This window comes from Thiocapsa roseopersicina, from assembly GCF_900106925.1.
In the GTDB taxonomy this organism is placed as follows: domain Bacteria; phylum Pseudomonadota; class Gammaproteobacteria; order Chromatiales; family Chromatiaceae; genus Thiocapsa; species Thiocapsa roseopersicina.
Map to the genome: position 1 here is coordinate 197,129 of NZ_FNNZ01000003.1, position 22,364 is coordinate 219,492.

The window sequence follows — 22,364 nt, forward strand, 5'->3', positions numbered from 1 at the left end:
CAAAGGGCCCGGAGACGGAGCAGTTGCAAGCGTCGACCGTCAGATCCCGCCGATTCGGTCGTAATAGCGCGCGCGATACAACAAACGTGGCTTCGGATCGTCGGTAAATCCGGTGCGGGTGTGGAGCACGTTGTTCGAGATCAGACCCCAACCGGATTCGAGTCGACCTGCGAGGTGCCACGGCGACGGTGTCCGCAGGATCTCTTTAAGACAGCTCACGGCGGCTGTCGTTGACGGATCGTCGCGCCAGGCGATGTTGCGGCTGCGGTCCGTATAGCGCATGTGCAGGCGTTCGTCCGGACGGATCGAGAAAACCGGACCGGTCGCTTCGCCACGCAGCTCGACGCCGTCGACGACGTTGGCCGGGATCGTCATGCAGGCCGGGTGCATGAGGGCGCGGATATGCTCCGGATCGCGATCGCGCACGAGGATGTAGGCGATCTCGTGGTCGAGCAGGGCGTTTTCGCCACCCGTCTTTGCGGGCTGGACGCAGTGCAGCAGCAGGCCGTGGATCTGCTGCTCCGGGGTGTTGTAGTAGCCGTCGGTATGCCAGGCGATGGGGCGATCGGAGTAGGGGATGTAGTTGCGGTGCGCGGCGTCGGTCTGCACGGTGAGCGAGGTGACGGCATCCTCGTCGGCCCCGCGGTTGTGGTCGAGCCGATGCAGGCCGAAGCGTGCGCCGAGCGCGACCGGGATCCTCTTGTTCGGGTCGTCGCCTGTCGTTCCGATATAGATGGCCATGTTGGCGCGGCGGCAGCGCTCGAGGATGGCCGCGTGCTCGGCATCGCTCAGCGAGCGCGGATCGCCGATCTCCACGACGAGGTCCGTCAGTGCGGTCGGGGACGCCGCGAGCTTGCGCTCTTTCCAGCTTTGATAGGCGTTGTCGTCGTCGAGGTCGAAGGGGTTGCTCACCGGGATCTCCGTGAAGTGTCGGGGATCGGACCCTAGCTGCTGCGAGGGCTTGCGGCATTGATCCGCGTCAGTCGGGTCGACGAGCAGGGTGATCGGACCCTTCATCGATTGTCCCCGGGGCCTGTGTCTGCTCGTGTGGATAAGCTGTGCGGGCATCGGCTAAGCCGCGGGCGGGTGGAGCCGAACTCGGCGCTGGTCGAATTTTGACCGGTGTGGATGCGGCGGGGACGCGGCCGACCGACGCCCGGTGTCTGCTTTGTTGTCGTAATCGACAACGACAACGACAACGACAACGACAACGATTAGATTCGGTGCTCAACTTATTTCTGACACGTTACTGACTTAGGAGGAAGGGTGATGCCCGTTCCGGTGACTCCGTTGCTTGCCGCCGATGCCATCATCGAGCTGGTCGACCGACCAGATCGCCCCGTCGTGCTGATCGAGCGTCTCAATCCGCCCTACGGATGGGCCATCCCCGGCGGTTTCGTGGACGTCGGCGAGCGCATGGAGGCGGCGGCGATCCGCGAAGCCGCGGAGGAGACCGGGCTCGCGGTGACCCTGCGTGCCCTGCTCGGGATCTATTCGGACCCGGCGCGCGATCCGCGCGGCCATACGGTCACAGCGGTCTATGTCGCCGAGGCGCGCGGCGAGCCGCGGGCGATGGACGATGCACGCGCCCTGCAGGTCTTCTCGCCGGATTCGCTTCCCCCGGTGCTGGCGTTCGACCATGCGCTGGTGCTGGCGGATTACCGACGTTGGCGGGCGCATGGTCTGCCTGCACCGCTGCGGCACGATGGCGACCGGGCCGACGACGGCGTTTGATTCAGCAGATGCGCCGTGCGCGAATCGGCTATCCTGATTCGAGGAAAACCCAGTCCGAACAGGACGGCTGTCCGCGCGTCGATGCACCCGGACAGACTGCGCCGAGCGGGCGAATCGGAACCGAGACCGGAGATTCCAGATGCAAGCCGTGATCGACCGAGGCTTCTGCCTCAAGAACCCTGCCAAGATCATTCAACTGTTCGGGCTCGATGTCTTCGTCGGGATGCTGTTGAGCAAGGAGAAGACCCTGCTGCAGCGCATCGCCGAGAAGTACCAGGCGCGGCGCGTGCCGATGCCCGGCGCCGTCGGCAACGCCTACAAGCTTTCGGCGCTCTTCGAGTTCCGCGTGGCGCATATCTACGCGGCCATGGCCGAGCGCTTCAAGTCCAATCCGGACGTGCACCGTTTCTTCCTGGATCTGCGTGACGAGGAGATGGAGCACGGGCGGCTCATGCTCGCCTGTCTCTATCAGGTCGCCGTCAACCGCGAGGTGGAGTTCGTGCCCAGTGTGCGCGACCGAGAGATGCGTGAATCGCTCAACGCGCTGCGCGACATCGAGCGCCGTGTCCCCGCAATGAGCTTGGACGAGGCATTCAAGGTCACGAACGAGCTGGAGGCCGGCGAGGTCAATGTGATCTTCGGTCGTCTGCTCACCCAGGTCGGCCGGGCCGAGACCGAGCTCTTCGCCGAGCAGCTCAAGGGTGCTCAGAGTCACCCCGAGTCGGTGCCGAGGCGGATCAAGGAGCTGAAGGCGCGATTGGGTCCGGACGGGCTGGCTGCTGCGGCCTGACGTGAGGGGCCCTGCTCGACGCAGCCACGCCGTTGATCGGAGGCGTTGCGTTCAGTGACCGAAATCCAGCCGTCCGAGCGGCTTGAGCGAGGCCCTGTCCTGATCCGAACGTCGCATCAACACCGCTTCACCCGAGGCGGGATAGATGCCGCTGAGCGCCGTGACCGTCACCTGATGCGTCACCAGTACGATGGGGTCGCCGGTCTGCGGTTGGTCTTTGAGAAACGCCGCGAGTGCGGCGAGGTTCGGCCCGCGATCCGCTCGGCGCTCGAAAAAGGAGTTCAGGGCCGGCAGCGGGGTGACCGGCCCCAGTCCCAGCAGCTCGGCCGTCTCCAGGCAGCGGCACCATTCGCTCGAATAGACCCGCGCCCGCCCGATCCCGCGCGCCCGCAGCCAAGCCCCGATGGATCTCGCCTGCTCGCGCCCGGCATCGTCGAGGTTGCGTTGGGTCGCGCAGTCGTCTAAACGAAATCCCTCCGGATCACCGGTTCCCGGTGCGTAGGCGTGGCGCAGCAGGAGAACGGCACCACCGTTCTGCATGCGTGCGGCGAGATCCGCATCCTCGACATCCTGCGCCGCGATCGCTTCCGTGCCGAGGACCCCGCAAAGGAGACAGAGAGTGCAGCATCCGACGAACCATGACCGTATCGGGGGTGTCGAAGGCATCGAGCGTTTTTCTCCGTGTTCGTCGGGCCTTCGTCGTTCGGTCGACGGTCGACCGAGCCGGACTTCGGTGAATTTTTATATCCTAAACCGCGCCAGCTCCAACGCTCGTTACGTCTGCCGGAGCCGATCCCATCCAAAAACATCGCATACTGCGCTGGGCGCGGTTTAGGTTCGGAAGACAGCGGCGACGCGTGAGCCTGCGGTGACGACACCGAGGATGACGGCACCCGCGAGCACGCCGACCAGTGCGTTGAACAGCGGCGTGGTCAGGGCCTCGAGGACGGGTCCGATCGTCGGAACCACGGCGGCGCCATGGGTCAGGAGATGCAGGATGTCGTGCGTACCCGGAACCCCGTGGACCAGGATCCCGCCGCCGACCAGGAACATGGCGGCGGTTCCGACCACCGCAAGGATGCGCATCAAGCGCGGTGCCGCGGCGAGCAGCAGGGCGCCGAGCTGTCGCGCGAATCGGGTGCCGAGATCCTCGCCAGTGCGTTGCTGCAGGTAGAAACCGGCGTCGTCCATCTTGACGATGCCTGCGACCAGGCCGTAAACACCGACCGTCATCAAGAGACCCACGCCCGTCAAAACCGCCACCTGTACGCCGAAGGATGCGCCGGCGACGATACCGAGTGTGATGACGATGATCTCCGCCGAGAGGACGAAGTCGGTGCGGATCGCACCCCGGATGCGCTCCTTCTCGAACGCGACCATGTCGACATTCGGGTCGAGGAGTGTACGGGTCAGCTCCGCATGATGCTCATCTTCGTCCTCGGCATGAAGAAACTTGTGGGCCAGCTTCTCGAAGCCCTCGTAGCAGAGAAAGGCCCCGCCGAGCATCAGGAGCGGCGTAATCGCCCAAGGCGCGACAGCGCTGATGAGGAGCGCCGTCGGAATCAGGATCAGCTTGTTCTTGAGCGACCCGAGGGCGACCGCCCAAACCACCGGCAGCTCGCGCTCGGCGCGTATCCCGAGGACCTGCTGGGCGTTCAGCGCCAGATCGTCCCCGAGCACGCCCGCGGTCTTACGCGCGGCGACCTTGGTCATCACCGAGATGTCGTCGAGGACGGTTGCGATATCGTCGAGCAGTGTAAGCAGGCTGGCCCCGGCCATGGGATGTTGTCGCTTGGTTGAAATGCGCGGATTCTAATCCGGATTCGGCAGGGAAACAGCCGGACTCGCGACCTTCTGCCTCGCCAGCCCATACGCCAACGCACGGCGCGGCAAGCCCGCGCCCAGGCTGTAGCGCGAAACGGATTCCAGGGTGTATTCCCCGCCGTCGGCGATGGAATCGGCGGCCAAAATCCCGCTGCGGATCGCCGGACCGATGCCCTCGGCCAGGTCGCGAGTGGCGAGCCCGGCGGCATCGCCGACCAGGAAGGCGTTCGCGTTTTGGATGGTCTGTACACCGTCCCGGAGGTAATAAGAATAGCCTTGCGGCTTGAGCGCCAGGCCCTCGTCGATCAGCCGACGACGGTGCAGGGTGGCGACGAAGTGCTCCCAATGTCGATGAATGCTGGCACCTTTTTCCTGCAGCCGCTGCGCCATGCCCCCCACGCCGAGATTCAGATAGCCGTTCTGCTTGGGCACGTACCAACTGTAGCCCGGCAGGCCCTTCTCGAAGAACCACAGGTGACAGTCCGGATCCTCCCAGGAATAAGGCAGCTCCTGCTCCAGCGCGGCGACTTGGAGCCATCGCGCTCGCGGATTGATCTCGCGAAACAGCGTCCGATACACCGGGCATGCCGTGCCGCCGGCCCCGACCAGGGCCGCGCATTCGAAGCGGTCGTCGATACGGTAGCCGTTCGGCGTGCGCTCGATGTGCTTGACCTGGTGAGTGATGACCTCGGCCCCCGAGCGCTTGAGCAGCCAGTCGTCGAATTCGACGCGCCGAATCGAATGCTGCGGCGAGCGCATCGTCAGCCCGATGCCGAACAGATGCGCCCGGGTAACCTCGAAGGTCAGGAAGCGATGCGGATAGGCCGCGATGTCCATTTCCAGATCCGCGACGAGCTCGGGCGTGATCCAGCCGCCGCACAGCTTGGGCCGCGGGAAAACCGCCTTGTCGAGGATCAGGCAGTCGAGACCGCGACGGCGCAGCTGCCATGCGCAGGACGAGCCCGCAGGCCCGCCGCCGACGATGATGACGTTCGTCTTGGTCATGGGCGGTCACCTCGCGGATCGTGATCGTCGCTGCGCAGGGACACCGGCCGACCCGCCGCTCAATCCCGATAGAGGTGAGCGCGTGTCCAGGCCATATCGTTCTTGCCCGGGCGTGCGAACACGACCTGATAAAGCTCCAAGGCGCCGGCACGGAAACTTGCGATGGATGCCGCGAGATAGAGCCGCCAGGCGCGCACGAAGAAGTCGTCGAACATATCGCGGACCCCCGCTTCATGCGCCTCGTAGCGCGCCAACCAATGCTCGATCGTCTTGGCGTAGTGGAGGCGGATGTTTTCCACGTCGAGGACCGAGAGACCGGGCCCCTCGAAGATGTCCATCATCCGGCGCAGCGTCGGGGGATTGGCCCCGGGAAATATCCGCTGTTCGTTCCAAGCGCTGGGGGGCTCGGGGCGGATCTGGCCGATCGAGTGGATGAGGCCGCGTCCGTTGTCTTTGAGGACACGATCCACGACCTGTCCTAGGGTTGCATAGTGTTCGGCGCCGACATGCTCGAGCATGCCGACCGAGACGAAGGCGTCATAGGTCCCTTGGATGGTGCGGTAGTCGTCCTCGATGTACTCGATCCGATCGTCCAGGCGCTCGGCCTTCGCCCGTTCACGCGCATAGGCGATCTGCGACGGCGATATGTTGTAGGCCCGGACCTTGACCCCGTACCAACGCGCGAAGTGTCGTGCCAGTCCGCCCCAGCCGCAGCCGGCCTCGACCACCTCCTCGCCGGGTCGCAGCTGGAGCTTGCGCGCGATATGGTCGAGCTTCGCGGCCTGGGCCTTCTCGAGCGTGACGCTCGGATCGGTAAAATAGGCGCAGGTATAGGCCATCTCCTCGTCGAGCCAGAGCCGATAGAAGTCGTTCCCCAGGTCGTAGTGATGTTGGATGTTGTCTCGCGAGCCCGCGAGGCTGTTGCGTCGCGGTCGGGCCAGCCCGCGCTTGACGAACTGCTGGAGGATACCGGGCCGAGTCCGTCTGATCTTCGCCTCGTAAAGCGCTTCGATGAAGGTAACCAGGTCTCCCTCGATGCGGATGCGTCCGGCGCTGTAGCCGTCGCCGAATTCCAGGTTCGGATTTGCGAAGAGTCGCCAAAAGGTGGATCGATCGGCGAAGCGCATGCGTGCGACCGGAATGGTATGGGGACACCGGTAATGCTCCCGGTCGTCCCAGAAGACGACGCTGATGGCCGGCTCCCCGATGAGCTGCATGAATCGGTTGAACAGCCAAGTCTCGATCGGCCATACGGTATCGGTGTCTGTCCATGCGCCCCGATCGACCGACGCGGCTGCGTTCGACAGTGGGTTCTTGTCAGACTTCATGTCGCATATCCTCGCGGTTCGTCGGGTGTTGCCGCCGACATCTAAAGGACAGTGAATTCAAAGTCTTTACGTGTAAAAAGTAGTGTTCGGTAGCGATTGAGTCAAGGGTGAGACCCCGGGCGCGGCCCCCGGCGCGCCCGATCTTCTCCGGATTGGCCTCGGATCGGCCCGGCCGAGTCGGCTTAGAATGGCGCCTATCGATTGAACGGAGTGGACCTATCCGATGAGCAACCGAAAGACCCGCAGCGGCTATGTCTGCAACGCCTGTGGTGCGCGTCAGCCTAAGTGGGCGGGTCAGTGCCCGGACTGCGGGGCCTGGAACAGCATGGTGGAGACCGCGGAGATCGCGCGCCCCGCCGTGCGCGGCGGTTACGCAGGTGCGGCCGAGTCCCCGCGCGTGGAGAGTTTGGCCGAGGTCAGCCCCGAGGATCGGGTGCGTATCCAAAGCGGGATCGGCGAGCTGGATCGCGTGCTGGGCGGCGGTCTGGTGACGGGCTCGGTGGTGTTGATCGGCGGGGATCCGGGGATCGGCAAGTCGACGCTCTTGTTGCAGGCGAGCGCCTCGCTGGCGCGCCACATGCCGGTGCTCTACGTCAGCGGCGAGGAGTCGCCCCAGCAGATCGGGTTGCGCGCCCATCGGCTCGGGCTGGCGGGCGAGGGCATCCGTCTGCTTGCCGAGACCAATGTCGAGGCGATCCTCGCGGCCGCGTCCCGGGAGCGACCGCGGGTGATGGTCGTCGACTCCATCCAGACCCTCTACACCGACGCGCTGCAATCGGCCCCCGGCTCGGTCTCCCAGGTGCGCGAGGCGGCGGCTCAATTGGTCCGCTTCGCCAAGCAGCAGGACACGGTCGTCTTCCTCGTCGGTCATGTAACCAAGGACGGGACGCTGGCCGGTCCGCGGGTGTTGGAGCACATGGTCGACACCGTGCTCTATTTCGAGGGTGAGCCGGGCGGGGCATTCCGTTTGGTGCGCTCGGTCAAGAATCGCTTCGGTGCGGTGCACGAGCTCGGTGTCTTCGCGATGGGCGACCGCGGGCTGCGCGAGGTGAAGAACCCTTCGGCGATCTTTCTCTCGCGCCACGACGAGGCGGTTCCGGGCAGTCTGGTCATGGTGACCCGCGAGGGGACGCGACCCCTGTTGGTCGAGGTGCAGGCCCTGGTGGACGAGAGCCCGCTCGCCAATCCGCGCCGGGTGGCCTTGGGGCTCGACGGCAACCGCCTGTCCATGCTGCTGGCGGTGCTGCATCGTCACGGCGGTGTGGCCATGTTCAACCAGGATGTTTTCGTCAACGTGGTCGGCGGGGTGCGGATCACCGAGACCGCCGTCGACCTGCCGCTGGTCATGGCGGTGCTGTCGAGCTACCGCGATCGACCGCTTCCGTTGGATCTTGCGGTCTTCGGCGAGGTCGGCCTGTCGGGCGAGGTTCGCCCGGTCCCCAATGGTCCGGATCGGTTGCGCGAGGCGGCCAAGCACGGTATCCGTCGGGCCATCGTGCCGGTCGGGAATGTCCCCAAGGAGGGTGTCGAGGGGTTGGAGATCACGGCGGTGAAGACCCTCGCGGAGGCCCTCGACGGGGTCTGAGCGCCCGGCGAAGTGCCGGACCGGACGCGCCCGTCGCCCGCTCGACAGCCTACAGGAATGTACGCGTCTTGCGAGCCGGGCGGGTCACGACCTTGACAGTCTTCACGCCATTGTCGGCCGTTTGAAGGATCTCGATCGGGTGATCGTGCAGTTTGAGACTAGTGCCGGGCTCGGGGATGGTTTCGAGGTATTCGAGGATCAGTCCGTTCAGTGTCCGGGGTCCATCGGTGGGAAGGGTCCAGCGCAGCGCCCGGTTGAGATCCCGCACGCCGATGCTGCCGTCGACCAAGAGGCTGCCGTCCTCGCCGCGATGGATCTCCGGGATGCTGTCGGCCGGATCGGTCGTGAACTCGCCGACGATCTCTTCGAGCAGGTCGGTCAGGGTGATGAGCCCGAGAAAGTCGCCGTACTCGTCGACCACCAGCCCGACGCGTCGCTTTCCGCGTTGGAAATTGAGCAGTTGTTGATAGAGTGGCGTGCCTTCCGGGACATAGTAGGGCTCGCGGGCGATTGCGCGCAGATGCTCCTTGTCCAGACCCTGCTCCAGGATCGCATGCAGGGCGTGCTTGGCGTGGAAGACGCCGATGACGTTGTCGAAACCGCCTTCGAACAGCGGCATCCGGGTGTAGCTGGAGTTGCGGATCGCCTGCAGGATCTCGTCATCGCTGTCCTGGATGTCGATCCCTTCCACCTCGTTGCGCGGGATCATGATGTCTTCGACCGTAGCGTGCTCCAGATCCAGGATGCCGAGCAGCATGGAGCGGCTGCGCTCGGGGATCATGGCGCCGGCCTCGCTGACCACGGTGCGCAGCTCCTCGCGAGTCAGCGACGTGCCCTGAACGGCTTCAGTCGTGATCCCCATCAGCCGAAGGAGCCCGTTGGTGAAGAGATTGACGAACCAGACGATCGGATACAGCAGTTTGAGCAACGGCTTGTAGATGTATGCCGCCGAGAAGGCCAAGCGTTCGGGGTGCAGCGTGGCGTAGGTCTTAGGCGCGACTTCCGAGAAAATGAGGATTACCAGGGTCAGGATGCCGGCCGCGATGCCGATCGCGGCCTCGCCGCCGAGTCGCAAGGCGATGATCGTCGCCAGGGACGAGGCCATGATATTCACGAAGTTGTTGCCGAGCAGGATGAGTCCGATCAAGCGGTCGGGTCGTTCGAGCAGCGCACGGGCCATGCGGGCGCCTCGGTGGCCGCCGTCCGCCAGGTGTTTGAGCTTATAGCGGTTGATGGTGAGCAGGGCCGTCTCCGATCCGGAGAAGAAGGCCGAGAGCATGAGCAACAGGACTAGCGCGAGAAAGAGACCGGGTAGCGAGAGTTCATCCACCTTGGATTCCGAGCTTGGCGATGGGTCGATCTTCCGCACAGTATACCGGCTTCGACACCGCATGCCGGGCGCGTCGCGACTCCGTGTTCTTGCGTCGCTATCCCCCGGATTCCGACCTCCACTCGCTTCCTGGTCTCTTGCGCGGATAGATCCGATCCGATCCGCAGATCGGCGTCCCGCCGCGTCGACATTTCGACCCTGCGCTTGCAGTTCGGCTAGGCTGGGTCATAATCCCGGCCTTTTTGACCGGGGCCGATGATGTTCAAGAATGTACGACTGTATCGATTGGGACGCCCGTTTGGTCTGGACGCCGACGCGCTCGAGGCCCGTCTCGACGAGCGCCGCTTTCGGCCCTGCGGTCCTCTGGAAACCGCGACAATGGGCTGGTCGGCGCCGCTCGGCGATGGCTCGACCGCGCTCGTTCATGCAGTCTCGGGATGCTTCCTGATCTGCTCGCGCAAGCAGGAGCGGCTGCTCCCCTCGGCGGCGGTCGCCGAGGCATTGGAGGAACGCGTCAACGATCTGGAGACGGCGGAGTCCCGCGACGTAGGTCGCGCCGAGCGGCGCCGACTGCGCGAGCAGATCATGGCCGAGATGCTCCCGCGGGCCTTTACCCGTTCACGTCGCACGCTTCTTTATGTCGACACCGAGGCGGGTTGGTTGGTGGTGGATTCCGGGAGCGATCGGCAGGCCGAGGACGTGATCTCGCTGCTGCGCGAGACCATCGAGACCTTGCCGGCGCGCCCCCCCGCGCCGCGCATGGAGCCGCCTAGGGTCATGACCGGCTGGCTGTTGAACGGCGATGCGCCGAGCGATTTCCAGATCGGCGATGCCTGCGAGCTGCGCGATGTCAGCGACACCGCAAGCCTGATCCGCTGTCGCGGACAGGATCTCGGCAGCGAGGAGATCCTCGCCCATCTGCGCGTCGGCAAGCAGGTCTTGAAGCTGGCCCTGAGCTGGGACGAGCGACTCGATTTCGTCCTGGCCGAGGACATGTCGCTGAAACGCTTGCGTGTTGGAGACGCCCTGCTCAACGAGCTGGACGACGGCGACCTTGAGCCCGCAGCCCGCATGGACGCCGAGCTTGCGATCCTCGCACTGCAACTACGAGAGCTGATCGCCCGACTGGACGCGATCTTCGGCCTCGTCGGCGACGAGGATGCGGCCGGCACGCCGGCCCAGGAGCCTCAGGCTGAACCCGCATCCGCGCCCGCGAAGGTCACGCCTTCGTCGGCGGAGCCGCCGCCGTGGGTGTAGGGGCGACTTAAGTCGCCTACCGCGCATTCGGAGATCCGCCCTCTGCGCAATGACCGCGGCGCAAACGGCCCTCAAGGCGCGGCAGTGCGGGGGTGCTCCATGAAGAACCGCAGCATCTCGCGACTGGCGTCGGGTCCGCGCGGCTCGGTATAGGAGCCGTCCGCGCTGCCGCCGGACCAGGCGTGGCCGGTGCCGTGCAGGACCCACTGCTCCAGCTGCGCCCGTCCTGCATCGTCCGCGTAGATGCTGCGGGTGTAGCGGATTCCCCCGGCCGATTCGCCCTGACCGAGCGTTTTGCGTAAACGCGCCACCCCGGGCGATCCGGCGATGACCTGATCGGCGTTGACCGGGTTGACGGTGGTGTCGCGATCACCGTGAAAGACGATGGTCGGGACCAATGGTGCCTTGCCGTCCGGCCCTTGGTGCCGATGGGTCGAGGCGACCTGAGACGCTCCGCCCTGACGCATCGCAGCAAGTGCCGACGGCATGTCGTCGGCGGCCCCGTAAGCCAGCCCGGAATGCACGCCGATCGCGGCATAGAGGTCCGGGTAGGTGGCCCCCATGATCGCCGCAGCGGCACCGCCGGCGGAGAGTCCGGCGATATAGACGCGATCGGGATCGACCGCATAGTCGCGAATGATCTCGCGGGTAATGCCCGCAATCAGCGCGGGTTCGCCACGACCGCGTTGCTGGTCTTCGGGGCTGAACCAGCTCCAGCATTTGGTGGCGCTGGTCGACAGGGACTGCGCCGGATAGGCGACCAGGAACAGCTGCTCTTCGGCCAAGGCGTTCATGCGGGTGCCGGCCGCAAAGTCGTCTGGCGACTGGGTGCAACCGTGCAGCATCACCACCAGGGGAAGCGGCTGGCCGCGGTAGCCGCTCGGGATATAGAGTTTGTAGGCGAGGGTGCCCGCGGCTGCGGTATGGATATGTTCCTCGAACCGCGCCCCGTCCGGGAGCGCGACCGGCGCACGGTCGATCGGGAATCCGGTACTTCGACCGGGCAGGCGTCCCGCGAGCCGTTGCTTCATCCGACCGAGTACGTCGCGCAGGACTTCGGGGATCTTCGGCACGGCAACGCCGCTCCGATGCCCCGACGCATGCTCTGCGGAGGCCGGATCGCCATCCGATCCAGGCGTATCGACCTGAGCGCCGCGCAGCAGGGCCATGGCGTCCTGGAGCCGACCTTCGCGGGTCAGGCGGGTCACTTCGGCCATGTCGATCTTGGGCAAAGAGGTCATGAGTGTGGGGTCCTGGAGTCGAGAAGTTCGGCGCGGGCGCGCCCTGCTGCTGTGCCGCGTGGCTGGTTTGCCCTCATCGGATGCGGTCGCGCAACGCGGCCTTCACCGCGGGAGCCGCTTGGAGGGCGCCGAGCACATGGACCGAGGCGATGGTGTCGCGTGCGAGATCGGCAGGCACGTCATCGGCGATGACGACGAGACCGAGCACCTGGATGTGGAGGGTCTCGCCCGCCGCCTGTATCCGCTCCAGCTCGTGCCGGTTGTACCGGCGCAGGCCCAGGTCGAGGCGGTGTCTGGCGACCGATTGACGCACCGCCTCGCCGTGACGATCGAGCTGGCTGCGGATCGCGGTGCGGATGAAGTCGGTGCGGTTGGAATAGAAGCCCTCCTGCACCAGCAGATCGACATGGCCCAAGTCCACGTAACCGAGGTTGATTGTGATCTTCTCGCTGTCGACCGGTTTTCGACGGATCTCTTGAAGCTCGCCTGACATCTTTACCATCCCTTTACCATCTGTAAGGATGGTATTGGGGTGCGAATTGGGATTGCAAGGAAAAGCTCAAGGCGATCAGGCGCCGAGCGCCGCCTTCCGAGTGCGGTGCGTGAATACACGAGAAATCACTTAGGGGAACACCGGGACTCAGTATCCCGACTGCGGATACTTGCAAGGCATGAAGTGGTCTTGGGGCGACTGAAGTCGCCCCTACACGTCGGAAGACCCTTTCCTGGAAATCACCTAAACCGCGTCGACTCCCGAGCTCGCGAGTCGTCGTAAGCCCGAGCACCCGCTCGAACAACGCATGTCACTCAAGACGCGGTTTAGACGCGGTAGAACCCCCGATACCACTCCACGAACCGCGCCACCCCTTCGCCGACCGGGGTATCCGGGCAGTAGCCGGTGTCGCGCACCAGATCGGTGACATCGGCATAGGTGTCCGGGACATCGCCCGGCTGCAGGGGCAACAGGTTCATCTGCGCCTTTCGCCCCAGGGCCTCCTCAAGGAAGCCGATATATTCCATCAGCTCGACCGGCTTGTTGTTGCCGATGTTGTAGATGCGATAGGGCCCCTGACTGGTTGCGGGATCGGGCTGTGCGCCGGACCAGGTCGGGTCACCGGTCGGCACGCGATCCAGGACACGGATGACGCCTTCCACGATGTCGTCGACGAAGGTGAAGTCGCGACGGTGTTTCCCGTAGTTGAAGACGTCGATCGGCTCCCCGGCGAGGATGGCACGGGTGAATTTGAAGAGCGCCATGTCGGGCCGTCCCCAGGGGCCGTAAACGGTGAAGAATCGTAGACCGGTGGTCGGGATCCGATACAGATGGCTGTAGGTGTGCGCCATCAGCTCGTTGGCCTTTTTGCTGGCGGCATAGAGGCTCAAGGGGTGATCGACGTTGTGATGGATCGAGAAGGGCATGGCGGTGTTGGCGCCGTAGACCGAGCTGCTCGAGGCATAGACCAGGTGCTCAACCCCGACATCCCGGCAGCCTTCCAGGATGTGCGCGAAGCCGACCAGGTTGGTGTTGACGTAGGCCATCGGGTTCTCGATGGAATAGCGCACGCCGGCCTGAGCGGCGAGGTGCACAACCCGATCCGGGCGGTGCAGGGCGAAGAGCTCGCGCATGCGCGCACCGTCCTCGATGTCGACCCGCTCGTCGCGGAAGCCTTCCAACGGCAGGGTGCGGGCGAGTCGTGCTTCCTTGAGGGCAACATCGTAGTAGTCGTTCAGGTTGTCGATCCCGATCACCTCGTCGCCGCGTGCGAGGAGCCGTAACGACAGGGCCGAGCCGATAAAACCGGCGCTGCCGGTCACCATGACTTTCATGCATCTACTCCGTGGTAATTGAGGGTCATCCGGCCCAGCCGAGCATCTCGCAGGCGTGGTCGCGGGTGCGTGCCGTGATCTTGGTGCCGCCGAGCATGCGGGCGATCTCGTCGACCCGCGCATCCGGATCGAGTGTCTCGATGCGGGTGTAGGTTTGACCGTCGAGCGTCTCCTTGCGGACCCGAAGCTGCTGGTGGGCCTGGGCGGCGACCTGGGGAAGATGGGTCACGCAGAGCACCTGGCGCGAGTCGCCGAGTCGGCGCAGCAGACGCCCGACGATCTCGGCGATCCCGCCGCCGATGCCGACATCGACCTCATCGAACACCAGTGTCGGGACGCTTCCGCACTCGGCGGTAGCGACCTGAATGCCGAGGCTGATCCGCGAGAGCTCGCCGCCCGAGGCGACCTTCGCGAGCGGCTGTAACGGCTGGCCCGGGTTGGCGCTTACCAGGAAGGCGATGCGCTCCAGGCCGCCCGCACCCGCGCGCTCCGGGGGAAGTGCCTCGATCTCCACGGCGAAGCGCCCGCCCGCCATGCCGAGCTGCTGCATCGCTTCCGTGACGGTCCTATTCAGGCGCTCGGCAGCCTCGGCGCGGGCATCGCCGAGCGCGCGTGCTTGATCCAGAAAGGTATGCAGCGCGGTGTCGCGTGACTCGCGCAGATCTCCGAGGCGCAGATCGGCCTGCTCGAGCGTCTCCAGCTCGGCCTGACGCGCGGTCAGGGCGTCCGGCAGCTCGACCGGCAGGACGCGGAATTTCCGTGCCAGGTCGTGAATCTGTGCGATGCGGGTCTCGACCGCTTCCAGCGCGGCGGGATCGACCTCCAGGCCATCGAGATAATGGCGCAGACTTGCAGCTGCCTCGCCGGTATGGATGGCTGCCGTTTCCAGCAGGTCACGAGGTTCGGTCAAGGCCGGATCGATGGCGGCCAGATCGTCCAGATCGGAGCCGGCAGAGCGCAGCTGATCGCAGATCGCCGGCTCGGCCTCGGACAGCATATCGAGGACGCGCGCGGCGGTGTCCTGCAGGCGCCCCAGATGGCTCAGGCGTCGCTGTTCCAGGTCGAGATTTTCGATCTCCGCGGCGCTCAGCCCCAGTGCCGACAGCTCTTCGACCTGAAAGCGCAGCAGATCGAGTCGCTCGGCCCGCTCCTGTCGCGCCGACTCCAGCGCCGCGAGCTGTTGGTCGAGTCCTCGGTACTCGCGAAAGGCCGCGGCGACCGACGCGGCGAGGACCGCATGGCCCCCGTAGGCGTCCAAAAGATCGCGTTGGGCGTTGGCGCGTAGCAGCGATTGGTGGGCGTGCTGTCCGTGGATGTCGACCAAGAGGTCGCCGAGGTCACGCAGTTGGGCGCCGGTGGCGGGTCGGCCGTTGACATAGGCGCGCGAGCGTCCGTCGCGCACGATCAGGCGGCGCACCAGACAGTCTCCGTCCTCGTCGAGATCCTGCTCGGCGAGCCAGGCGCGTGCACCGGGGACCGCCGCCACATCGAACCCGGCGACGATCTCGGCGCGCTCGCACCCGGCGCGGATCATGGCGGCGTCCGCCTTATCGCCCAGGGCAAGGCCCAGAGCATCGATCATGATCGATTTGCCCGCACCGGTTTCGCCGGTGAGCGCCGTCATGCCCGACGTGCACTCGAGCTCGAGCGAGCTGACGATGGCCAGGTCTTTGACAAGGATGTGTGTCAGCATCGGGGAAGGTCCGACGGCTCAAGTCGCGACGGGGGGCATGTGCCCGCCCCAGCCGAGCTTCGCCCGCAGGATCTGATAATGATCGTGGCCGCGCGGGTGAAGCAGATGTGCGGAATGCGGATGTCGGACCACTTCGACGGACGCGCGCGGGGGCAGCTGCAGGTCGGCCTGTCCGTCGCAGGTCACCTGCACGTGACCTTGGTCGAGTCCGCGCACCCTGACCTCGATCCGCCGATCGCCTGGGACGACCAGCGGCCGGTTGCTCAGATCGTGCGGGCAGATGGGTACCAACAAGAGCGCATCCAGGGCCGGGTCGACCAGCGGGCCGCCGCCCGAGAGCGCATAGGCCGTCGATCCGGTCGGGGTGGCGATGATCAAGCCATCCGAGCGTTGGGCGGAGACGAAGACACCGTCGATGTCCATCTCGAGCTCGATCATGCGGGCCGTATTCCATTTGTGGATGACGACGTCGTTCAGGGCGGAGTAGCTGCGCTCGAGTCCGTCCTCGGCGATCACGCGCACCGACAACATGGCGCGGCGATCCGATTGGTATTCGCCGGCGAGGATCGGGTCGAGCGCGGACTCGATGTCTTGCGGCGAGACATCAACCAGGAACCCGAGCCGCCCGAGGTTGATCCCCACCAGAGGGACGCCGTAGGCGGCCATCATCCGCGCGGCGTGCAGGAGTGTCCCGTCCCCGCCGACCACGATGACCAGATCGCAGCCTGCTCCGAGCTGCGCGATCGGGACCGCTGCCCCGACCTCCGCACCGAGTAGGTGGGCGCTCTCGGCATCGAGTCGCACCTGGATGCATCGGGAACGCAGGTAGGCGCCGAGGTGACGCAATGTCCCGACCACCTTTTCCGGGTCGCCTTGCTTCGCGATGATGCCGACGGTGTTGAATTGCGGCATGAGGTCTGTTGGAGGCTGGGATCCGGAAGGGCTTGCGGCCGTTAAAACTAGCATGGGCGAGGGATGACGCCAATAGGCGCGCCGAGCAGCCTTGACAGGCATGGCCCGAATCCCTAAATTGCGGTGTTAGCACTCTGCCGGGGTGAGTGCTAAATTGCGTCCGGTCGGCTCGAACGCGCTCCAACGACGTCGCTCGCCGCGGTCGGAATCCATATCATCGCCGGTTCAATGGCAGACGCACCTTGTCAATCGAGACACGTACTACCGAGGGTCAGGTCAGCGATCGTGCGCTCCATTTCCTGAAGGCGCTCGTGGAGCGTTACATCCGGGAGGGTCAGCCGGTCGGCTCGCGGACCTTGGCGAAAGACACCGGGTTGGATCTGAGTCCGGCCACGGTCCGCAACGTTATGGCGGATCTCGAGGACCTGGGTCTCGTGGTCTCGCCGCACACCTCTGCGGGACGGGTTCCGACGGTTGCGGGGTATCGGCTGTTCGTCGATACGCTGCTGACCGTGCGTCCGCCGTCCGAGGACGACATCGCCAGTCTGCGGACTCGTTTCGATTCGCGCTCCGACGCCAAATCGCTCGTGGAGACGGCGTCGACACTCTTGTCGGGCATCACGCACCTGGCCGGTGTCGTCATGCTGCCGCGTCACGAGCGCAATGTGTTTCGCCAAATCGAGCTGTTACCCTTGTCGGGAACACGGGTGCTGGCGATCCTCGTGACTAGCGAGGGCGAGGTCCATAACCGCATCATCGCGACCGAGCGTCGCTTCACCGCCTCGCAGTTAGAGCAGACGTCGAACTATCTCAACGAGATCTTCACCGGCCAGGACATCAAGGACGTGCGCAAGCGTCTCGTCGAAGACCTCAAGAGCACGCATCGGAATATGGATCAGCTCATGATGCGCGCGGTGATGCTGGCCCACGAGGTGATCGAGTCGGCCGAGCGCAAGGACGACTGCTTTATCGCAGGTCAGACCAATCTCATGGAGTTCGGCGAGCTGGCCAGCATGGAGCGGCTCAGACAGCTGTTCGAAGCCTTCAACGAAAAGCGCGAGATTCTGCACATCCTCGACCGCTGCATCGCCGCCGACGGGGTTCAGATCTTTATCGGCGAGGAGTCGGGTTATTCGCTGCTCGACGACTGCAGCGTCGTGACCCAGACCTACCGGGTGGACGACGAGGTCGTCGGGGTGCTGGGCGTGATCGGCCCGACGCGCATGGACTACCAGCGCGTCATCCCGATCGTGGACGTCACCGCGCGACTGCTGGCGGCGGCGCTCAGACAATAGTGTTTGGTTTTTGGGGTCGGTTGTAGGGCCGAGACGCCGGAATCGAGGCGCGGCGCGACGGCGGACCGGGATACGGGAGATCGTAATGAGTACGGAATCAGCAAAACAGACTGAATCGAACGCGTCGGTGCCGGACGAGGAGGCCCTTCTCGAGGATGCCTCTGCGTCCCGTTCGGGCGATGCCGAAGGCGATCGCGCGAGCGCTGCGCAGACGCCCGAGGAGCTCCAGTTGGAGCTGGCCGCCGCGCGCGCCGAGGCGGAATCGCTGCGCGACCAGGCGCTGCGGGTTCGCGCCGAGATGGAGAATCTCCGGCGGCGCCATGACGTCGAGTTGGAGAAGGCCCACAAGTACGCATTGGACAGCTTCGTACGCGAGCTCCTGCAGGTGCGCGACAGCCTCGAGCTCGGACACGATGCCGCACTCGCTGAGGGCGCCGATATCGCCAAACTTCGTGAAGGCACGGAGCTGACGCTGAAGCTGCTCGGCGATGTGATGGATCGCTTCGGCGTGGCCTCGGTAGACCCGATCGAGCAACCCTTCGACCCGGAGTTTCATCAAGCCATGACGATGCAGCCGCGCTCGGATCTGCCGCCGAACACCGTGGTGGCGGTCATGCAGAAAGGCTACACGCTCAACGGGCGTTTGGTGCGCCCGGCGCTGGTCATGGTCTCTCAACAGGCATCCTGATATCGGCTTGAACGACCGGGGATTTTCCCCAACCTCCGAGGCAACTCGGAGGCCGTTCGGCCACACAAGACACATTTTTGGAGAATATGCTCATGGGTAAAATTATCGGTATCGACCTCGGGACGACCAACTCCTGCGTCGCCGTGATGGAAGGCGACAATGTAAAGGTCATTGAGAACACCGAAGGCGACCGCACCACGCCGTCCATCGTCGCCTACACGGGTGACGGGGAGGTCCTGGTCGGACAGTCCGCCAAACGCCAGTCGGTCACTAACCCGGCCAATACCCTGTTCGCGATCAAGCGTCTGATCGGACGTCGCTACGAGGACAGTGTCGTCAGCAAAGACAAGGACATGGTCGCCTATAAGATCGTCAAGGCCGACAACGGCGACGCCTGGGTCGAGGTCAACGGCAAGAAGATGGCGCCGCCGGAAATCTCGGCCAAGGTCCTTCAGAAGATGAAGAAGACCGCCGAGGACTATCTTGGGCACGCGGTCACGGAGGCCGTCATCACGGTTCCGGCCTACTTCAACGACTCGCAGCGCCAGGCGACCAAGGACGCGGGGCGGATTGCCGGTCTCGAGGTCAAGCGCATCATCAACGAGCCGACCGCGGCGGCACTCGCCTACGGGATGGACAAGAAGCGCGGGGATCAGAAGATCGCGGTCTATGATCTGGGCGGCGGCACCTTCGACGTCTCCATCATCGAGATCGCCGAGATCGAGGGCGAGCATCAGTTCGAGGTGCTCTCGACCAACGGGGACACCTTCCTCGGCGGCGAAGACTTCGACATGCGCATCATCGACTTCCTGGTGGCCGAGTTCAAAAAGAGCCAGGCCGTGGATCTGCGCAACGACCCGCTGGCCCTGCAGCGCCTGAAGGAGGCCGCCGAGAAGGCCAAGATCGAACTCTCCACGAGCCAGCAGACCGACATCAATCTACCCTACATCACGGCGGATCAGACCGGGCCGAAGCATCTCAACGTCAAGCTCACGCGCGCCAAGCTCGAGTCGCTGGTCGAGGAGCTGGTCGATCGCACCATCGAGCCCTGCCGGATCGCGTTGAAGGACGCGGGTCTCACGGCGGGCGAGGTCGACGAGGTGATCCTGGTCGGCGGTCAGACCCGGATGCCCAAGGTCCAGGCCAAGGTCGAGGAGTTCTTCGGCAAGACCCCGCGCCGCGACGTGAACCCGGACGAGGCCGTCGCCATCGGTGCGGCCATCCAGGGCGGCGTGCTCGGCGGCCAAGTCAAGGACGTGCTGCTGCTCGACGTCACCCCGCTCTCGCTCGGCATCGAGACCCTCGGCGGCGTCATGACCAAGCTGATCGAGAAGAACACCACCATTCCGACCTCGGCCCAGCAGGTCTTTTCGACCGCCGACGACAATCAGAACGCGGTGACCGTGCATGTCCTGCAAGGCGAGCGCGAGCGGGCGATCCACAACAAGTCGCTGGGTCGGTTCGATCTCAGCGACATCCCCTCTGCACCGCGCGGCGTGCCGCAGATCGAGGTCAAGTTCGACATCGACGCCAACGGTATCCTCAACGTTTCGGCCAAGGACAAGGCGACCGGCAAGGAGCAGTCGATCATCATCAAGGCGTCGTCCGGTCTGTCGGACGCCGAGATCGCGCAGATGGTTAAGGATGCCGAGGCCCATGCCGAGGAAGACCGCCAGTTCCACGCGCTGGTGGCCGCGCGCAACCATGCCGATACGATGATTCATTCGGCGCGCAAGTCCATGGAGCAGCTCGGCGAGAAGATGGAGTCCGGCGAGAAGGACTCGATCGAGTCCGCGATCAAGGAGCTCGAGGAGGTCATGAAGGGCGAGGACAAGGACCGTATCGAGGCGCTGACCAAGACGCTCGGCGACGCCTCCGCGAAGATGGCGGAGCGGCTCTATGCGCAGAGCAGTGCCGGTCCCGGCGCCGGCCCGACCGGTGCCGGCGAGCCCGAAGGTTCGGCCGGTCCGGCACGCGACGACGTGGTCGACGCCGAGTTCGAAGAGGTCAAAGACGACAAGAAGTAAATCGGGCGGCCGGACAGCTCGAAACGACCCTTCATGCGGGCCTTGATAGGGGCCCTCCATGCAAGCCGCGTGGTTTCGAACGGAAGGTCTGCTCTGTCACCGGTCACGCTGCAGCGCCCTCGACGCGGTATCGACGCGTCGAGGGCGCAGGCGCTGTTGCCGAGTCGGCTCGGCTTTGCATGAATCGGCCGAACTCCATCGCTGGCGTGGTCTGAAATCGTTATGTTTTTTCGATCGAAACCGCGTCACGTACAACGACCTCTCGGTCCTCGAGAGGCCGTCCCCGGGACACCATCGGTTACGACTCTGGACGCGGTTTAGGATTCAATGGCAAAACGCGATTATTACGAGGTCTTGGGCGTCGCGCGCAACGCGAGCGAGGCCGATCTCAAAAAGGCATTCCGTCGCCTGGCGATGAAGTATCACCCGGATCGCAACACGGGGGATGCGGATACCGAGGCGAAGTTCAAAGAGGCCAAGCTGGCCTACGATGTCCTGAGCGATCCGAAAAAACGCTCGGCCTACGATCAGTTCGGCCATGCCGGGGTGGATGCCGGCGCGGGCGGATTCGGTGGTCCGGGCGGAGACGGCGGGGCCTTCTCCGATATCTTCGGGGACGTCTTCGGGGACATCTTCGGCGGGCGCTCGGGCGCTCGACGCACCCAGCGCGGTGTGGATCTGCGCTACGACCTGTCGCTCAGTCTCGAGGACGCGGTCAGCGGCAAGGAGGTCAAGTTCCGCATCCCGGTTCAGGTCGACTGTCAGTTTTGCGGCGGCACCGGGGCCAAACCGGGCACCAAGCCCAAGACCTGCACGACCTGCGGGGGCAACGGTCAGGTGCGGATGCAGCAGGGCTTCTTCTCCATCCAGCAGACCTGTCCGACCTGTCGCGGGACGGGCAGTGTGATCGAGGAGGCCTGTGGCCATTGTCGGGGTCGCGGACGCATCCAAGAGGAGAAAACCCTCTCGGTACGGGTTCCGGCCGGCGTGGACACCGGCGACCGGATCCGTCTTGCCGGTGAAGGCGAGCGCGGCGAGCACGGGGGACCGCCCGGCGATCTCTATGTGCAGATCCAGGTCAAGGCGCACCCGATCTTCACCCGCGAGGACAGTCATCTGCACTGCGAGGTGCCGATCGGTTTCGTGACCGCAGCGCTCGGCGGCGAGCTCGAGGTCCCGACGCTCGACGGCAAGGTGATGCTCAAGATCCCGGCCGGTACCCAGACGGGCAAGATGTTTCGCGTGCGCGGCAAAGGGGTGAAACCGGTGCGCGGCGGTGTGATCGGCGATCTCATCTGTCGCGTGACGGTCGAGACGCCGGTGAATCTCACCGAGCGTCAGAAGGATCTGCTGCGGGAGTTCGAGGCCAGTATGGAGGAGGGTGGATCGCGGCACAGTCCGCAGTCGCATTCTTGGCTCGACAGCGTGAAGAGCTTCATCGACAAGATCGGGCTCTAAAGCTGAACCGCGTCCGGCGCTTCCTTGATCAAGTCGAGTCTGGTGTCGGTCGTGTCGGCATCGGTCGGCGTTGGAGTCGACGCGGTTCAGGAATTTTTTTCGGGGGCCATGTGGCGAGACTTGCCGGGTTCGAGGTGCCGAGTCGGCACGAGTGGCGCCGCGGGCTCTCGGTGACGATTCAGAACCAAAGTGAACACCTTGATAAACAGGTAGGATGGGTAGAGCGCAGCGAAACCCATCCTCCAAACCGCCGCAGTGCCGGGTTTCGGTCTGATGCCCTTGGCGCGGGTTGGATGGGTTTCGCTGCGCTCTGTCGGTGCCGGGATCGGGGCGTTGGAGTGTCTAGGATGGGTTTCGCTGCGCTCTACCC

19 protein-coding genes are annotated in these 22,364 nt (G+C 64.9%); 8 read left to right on the forward strand and 11 right to left on the reverse strand.

The window, feature by feature from the left end; all coding sequences use genetic code 11:
* Window positions 1-39 precede the first annotated feature (39 nt).
* A complete protein-coding gene (locus tag BLV04_RS05130; RefSeq protein WP_245731730.1) occupies window positions 40-1,017 on the reverse strand; it encodes a TauD/TfdA family dioxygenase in 978 nt (325 codons plus the stop codon).
* Between the two features lie 252 nt (window positions 1,018-1,269).
* Here BLV04_RS05130 and BLV04_RS05135 point away from each other — a divergent pair, with 252 nt between their 5' ends.
* Both BLV04_RS05135 and BLV04_RS05140 read left to right on the forward strand, forming a co-directional pair.
* A complete protein-coding gene (locus tag BLV04_RS05135) occupies window positions 1,270-1,734 on the forward strand; it encodes an NUDIX domain-containing protein (RefSeq protein ID WP_093028770.1) in 465 nt (154 codons plus the stop codon).
* Window positions 1,735-1,873: 139 nt separating this feature from the next.
* On the forward strand, window positions 1,874-2,524 hold the full coding sequence (locus BLV04_RS05140) for a hypothetical protein (protein ID WP_093028772.1): 651 nt from the start codon (window positions 1,874-1,876) through the stop codon (window positions 2,522-2,524).
* 51 nt (window positions 2,525-2,575) lie between these two features.
* Here BLV04_RS05140 and BLV04_RS05145 read toward each other — a convergent pair whose 3' ends face one another.
* The 4 genes from BLV04_RS05145 to BLV04_RS05160 all read right to left on the reverse strand — a co-directional run bounded on the left by BLV04_RS05145 (window position 2,576) and on the right by BLV04_RS05160 (window position 6,681).
* A complete protein-coding gene (locus BLV04_RS05145; RefSeq protein WP_093028774.1) occupies window positions 2,576-3,190 on the reverse strand; it encodes a histidine phosphatase family protein in 615 nt (204 codons plus the stop codon).
* Window positions 3,191-3,355: 165 nt separating this feature from the next.
* Complete coding sequence (locus BLV04_RS05150) at window positions 3,356-4,303, reverse strand: DUF808 domain-containing protein (protein ID WP_093028776.1); 948 nt, start codon at window positions 4,301-4,303, stop codon at window positions 3,356-3,358.
* Between the two features lie 33 nt (window positions 4,304-4,336).
* Window positions 4,337-5,353 (reverse strand): NAD(P)/FAD-dependent oxidoreductase, encoded by a 1,017-nt coding sequence (locus BLV04_RS05155; RefSeq protein WP_093028778.1) that lies wholly within the window; start codon window positions 5,351-5,353, stop codon window positions 4,337-4,339.
* Window positions 5,354-5,412: 59 nt separating this feature from the next.
* A complete protein-coding gene (locus tag BLV04_RS05160; RefSeq protein WP_093028780.1) occupies window positions 5,413-6,681 on the reverse strand; it encodes an SAM-dependent methyltransferase in 1,269 nt (422 codons plus the stop codon).
* A 223-nt stretch (window positions 6,682-6,904) separates the two neighbouring features.
* Here BLV04_RS05160 and radA point away from each other — a divergent pair, with 223 nt between their 5' ends.
* Complete coding sequence (gene radA / locus BLV04_RS05165) at window positions 6,905-8,266, forward strand: DNA repair protein RadA (protein WP_093028782.1); 1,362 nt, start codon at window positions 6,905-6,907, stop codon at window positions 8,264-8,266.
* A gap of 49 nt (window positions 8,267-8,315) precedes the next feature.
* Here radA and BLV04_RS05170 read toward each other — a convergent pair whose 3' ends face one another.
* Complete coding sequence (locus BLV04_RS05170) at window positions 8,316-9,596, reverse strand: HlyC/CorC family transporter (RefSeq protein ID WP_093029023.1); 1,281 nt, start codon at window positions 9,594-9,596, stop codon at window positions 8,316-8,318.
* A 258-nt stretch (window positions 9,597-9,854) separates the two neighbouring features.
* On the opposite strand from BLV04_RS05170, the gene BLV04_RS05175 reads away from it, so the two are divergent.
* Window positions 9,855-10,853, forward strand: coding sequence for a recombination-associated protein RdgC (locus BLV04_RS05175; RefSeq protein WP_093029025.1), 999 nt, complete (start codon window positions 9,855-9,857; stop codon window positions 10,851-10,853).
* 71 nt (window positions 10,854-10,924) lie between these two features.
* Here the strand turns inward: BLV04_RS05175 and BLV04_RS05180 are convergent, their stop codons facing one another.
* From BLV04_RS05180 to BLV04_RS05200, 5 genes are all read right to left on the reverse strand, one after another.
* Window positions 10,925-12,094, reverse strand: a complete 1,170-nt coding sequence (locus tag BLV04_RS05180) for an extracellular catalytic domain type 1 short-chain-length polyhydroxyalkanoate depolymerase (protein ID WP_093028784.1) — start codon at window positions 12,092-12,094, stop codon at window positions 10,925-10,927.
* Between the two features lie 73 nt (window positions 12,095-12,167).
* A complete protein-coding gene (locus BLV04_RS05185) occupies window positions 12,168-12,587 on the reverse strand; it encodes a ribbon-helix-helix domain-containing protein (RefSeq protein ID WP_175534505.1) in 420 nt (139 codons plus the stop codon).
* A 326-nt stretch (window positions 12,588-12,913) separates the two neighbouring features.
* Window positions 12,914-13,921, reverse strand: a complete 1,008-nt coding sequence (locus BLV04_RS05190) for an NAD-dependent epimerase (protein ID WP_093028788.1) — start codon at window positions 13,919-13,921, stop codon at window positions 12,914-12,916.
* Window positions 13,922-13,946: 25 nt separating this feature from the next.
* Window positions 13,947-15,614 carry a DNA repair protein RecN gene (gene recN / locus BLV04_RS05195; RefSeq protein WP_093028790.1) on the reverse strand — a complete coding sequence of 556 codons (1,668 nt, stop codon included), beginning with the start codon at window positions 15,612-15,614 and terminating at the stop codon, window positions 13,947-13,949.
* An 18-nt stretch (window positions 15,615-15,632) separates the two neighbouring features.
* Complete coding sequence (locus tag BLV04_RS05200; protein WP_093028792.1) at window positions 15,633-16,526, reverse strand: NAD(+) kinase; 894 nt, start codon at window positions 16,524-16,526, stop codon at window positions 15,633-15,635.
* A gap of 242 nt (window positions 16,527-16,768) precedes the next feature.
* Here BLV04_RS05200 and hrcA point away from each other — a divergent pair, with 242 nt between their 5' ends.
* From hrcA to dnaJ, 4 genes are all read left to right on the forward strand, one after another.
* A complete protein-coding gene (gene hrcA, locus BLV04_RS05205; protein ID WP_093028794.1) occupies window positions 16,769-17,821 on the forward strand; it encodes a heat-inducible transcriptional repressor HrcA in 1,053 nt (350 codons plus the stop codon).
* Window positions 17,822-17,906: 85 nt separating this feature from the next.
* A complete protein-coding gene (gene grpE, locus BLV04_RS05210; protein WP_093028796.1) occupies window positions 17,907-18,509 on the forward strand; it encodes a nucleotide exchange factor GrpE in 603 nt (200 codons plus the stop codon).
* Window positions 18,510-18,601: 92 nt separating this feature from the next.
* Window positions 18,602-20,536, forward strand: coding sequence for a molecular chaperone DnaK (dnaK, locus tag BLV04_RS05215; RefSeq protein ID WP_093028798.1), 1,935 nt, complete (start codon window positions 18,602-18,604; stop codon window positions 20,534-20,536).
* A 327-nt stretch (window positions 20,537-20,863) separates the two neighbouring features.
* Window positions 20,864-21,994 (forward strand): molecular chaperone DnaJ, encoded by a 1,131-nt coding sequence (gene dnaJ, locus BLV04_RS05220; RefSeq protein WP_093028800.1) that lies wholly within the window; start codon window positions 20,864-20,866, stop codon window positions 21,992-21,994.
* Window positions 21,995-22,364 lie beyond the last annotated feature (370 nt).

Coding starts and splice junctions, on each gene's coding strand:
- BLV04_RS05130 (WP_245731730.1), bottom strand. CDS start 1,017: ATGAAGGGTCCGATCACCCTGCTCGTCGACCCGACTGACGCGGATCAA.
- BLV04_RS05135 (WP_093028770.1), top strand. CDS start 1,270: ATGCCCGTTCCGGTGACTCCGTTGCTTGCCGCCGATGCCATCATCGAG.
- BLV04_RS05140 (WP_093028772.1), top strand. CDS start 1,874: ATGCAAGCCGTGATCGACCGAGGCTTCTGCCTCAAGAACCCTGCCAAG.
- BLV04_RS05145 (WP_093028774.1), bottom strand. CDS start 3,190: ATGCCTTCGACACCCCCGATACGGTCATGGTTCGTCGGATGCTGCACT.
- BLV04_RS05150 (WP_093028776.1), bottom strand. CDS start 4,303: ATGGCCGGGGCCAGCCTGCTTACACTGCTCGACGATATCGCAACCGTC.
- BLV04_RS05155 (WP_093028778.1), bottom strand. CDS start 5,353: ATGACCAAGACGAACGTCATCATCGTCGGCGGCGGGCCTGCGGGCTCG.
- BLV04_RS05160 (WP_093028780.1), bottom strand. CDS start 6,681: ATGAAGTCTGACAAGAACCCACTGTCGAACGCAGCCGCGTCGGTCGAT.
- radA (WP_093028782.1), top strand. CDS start 6,905: ATGAGCAACCGAAAGACCCGCAGCGGCTATGTCTGCAACGCCTGTGGT.
- BLV04_RS05175 (WP_093029025.1), top strand. CDS start 9,855: ATGTTCAAGAATGTACGACTGTATCGATTGGGACGCCCGTTTGGTCTG.
- BLV04_RS05180 (WP_093028784.1), bottom strand. CDS start 12,094: ATGACCTCTTTGCCCAAGATCGACATGGCCGAAGTGACCCGCCTGACC.
- BLV04_RS05185 (WP_175534505.1), bottom strand. CDS start 12,587: ATGTCAGGCGAGCTTCAAGAGATCCGTCGAAAACCGGTCGACAGCGAG.
- BLV04_RS05190 (WP_093028788.1), bottom strand. CDS start 13,921: ATGAAAGTCATGGTGACCGGCAGCGCCGGTTTTATCGGCTCGGCCCTG.
- recN (WP_093028790.1), bottom strand. CDS start 15,614: ATGCTGACACACATCCTTGTCAAAGACCTGGCCATCGTCAGCTCGCTC.
- BLV04_RS05200 (WP_093028792.1), bottom strand. CDS start 16,526: ATGCCGCAATTCAACACCGTCGGCATCATCGCGAAGCAAGGCGACCCG.
- grpE (WP_093028796.1), top strand. CDS start 17,907: ATGAGTACGGAATCAGCAAAACAGACTGAATCGAACGCGTCGGTGCCG.
- dnaK (WP_093028798.1), top strand. CDS start 18,602: ATGGGTAAAATTATCGGTATCGACCTCGGGACGACCAACTCCTGCGTC.
- dnaJ (WP_093028800.1), top strand. CDS start 20,864: ATGGCAAAACGCGATTATTACGAGGTCTTGGGCGTCGCGCGCAACGCG.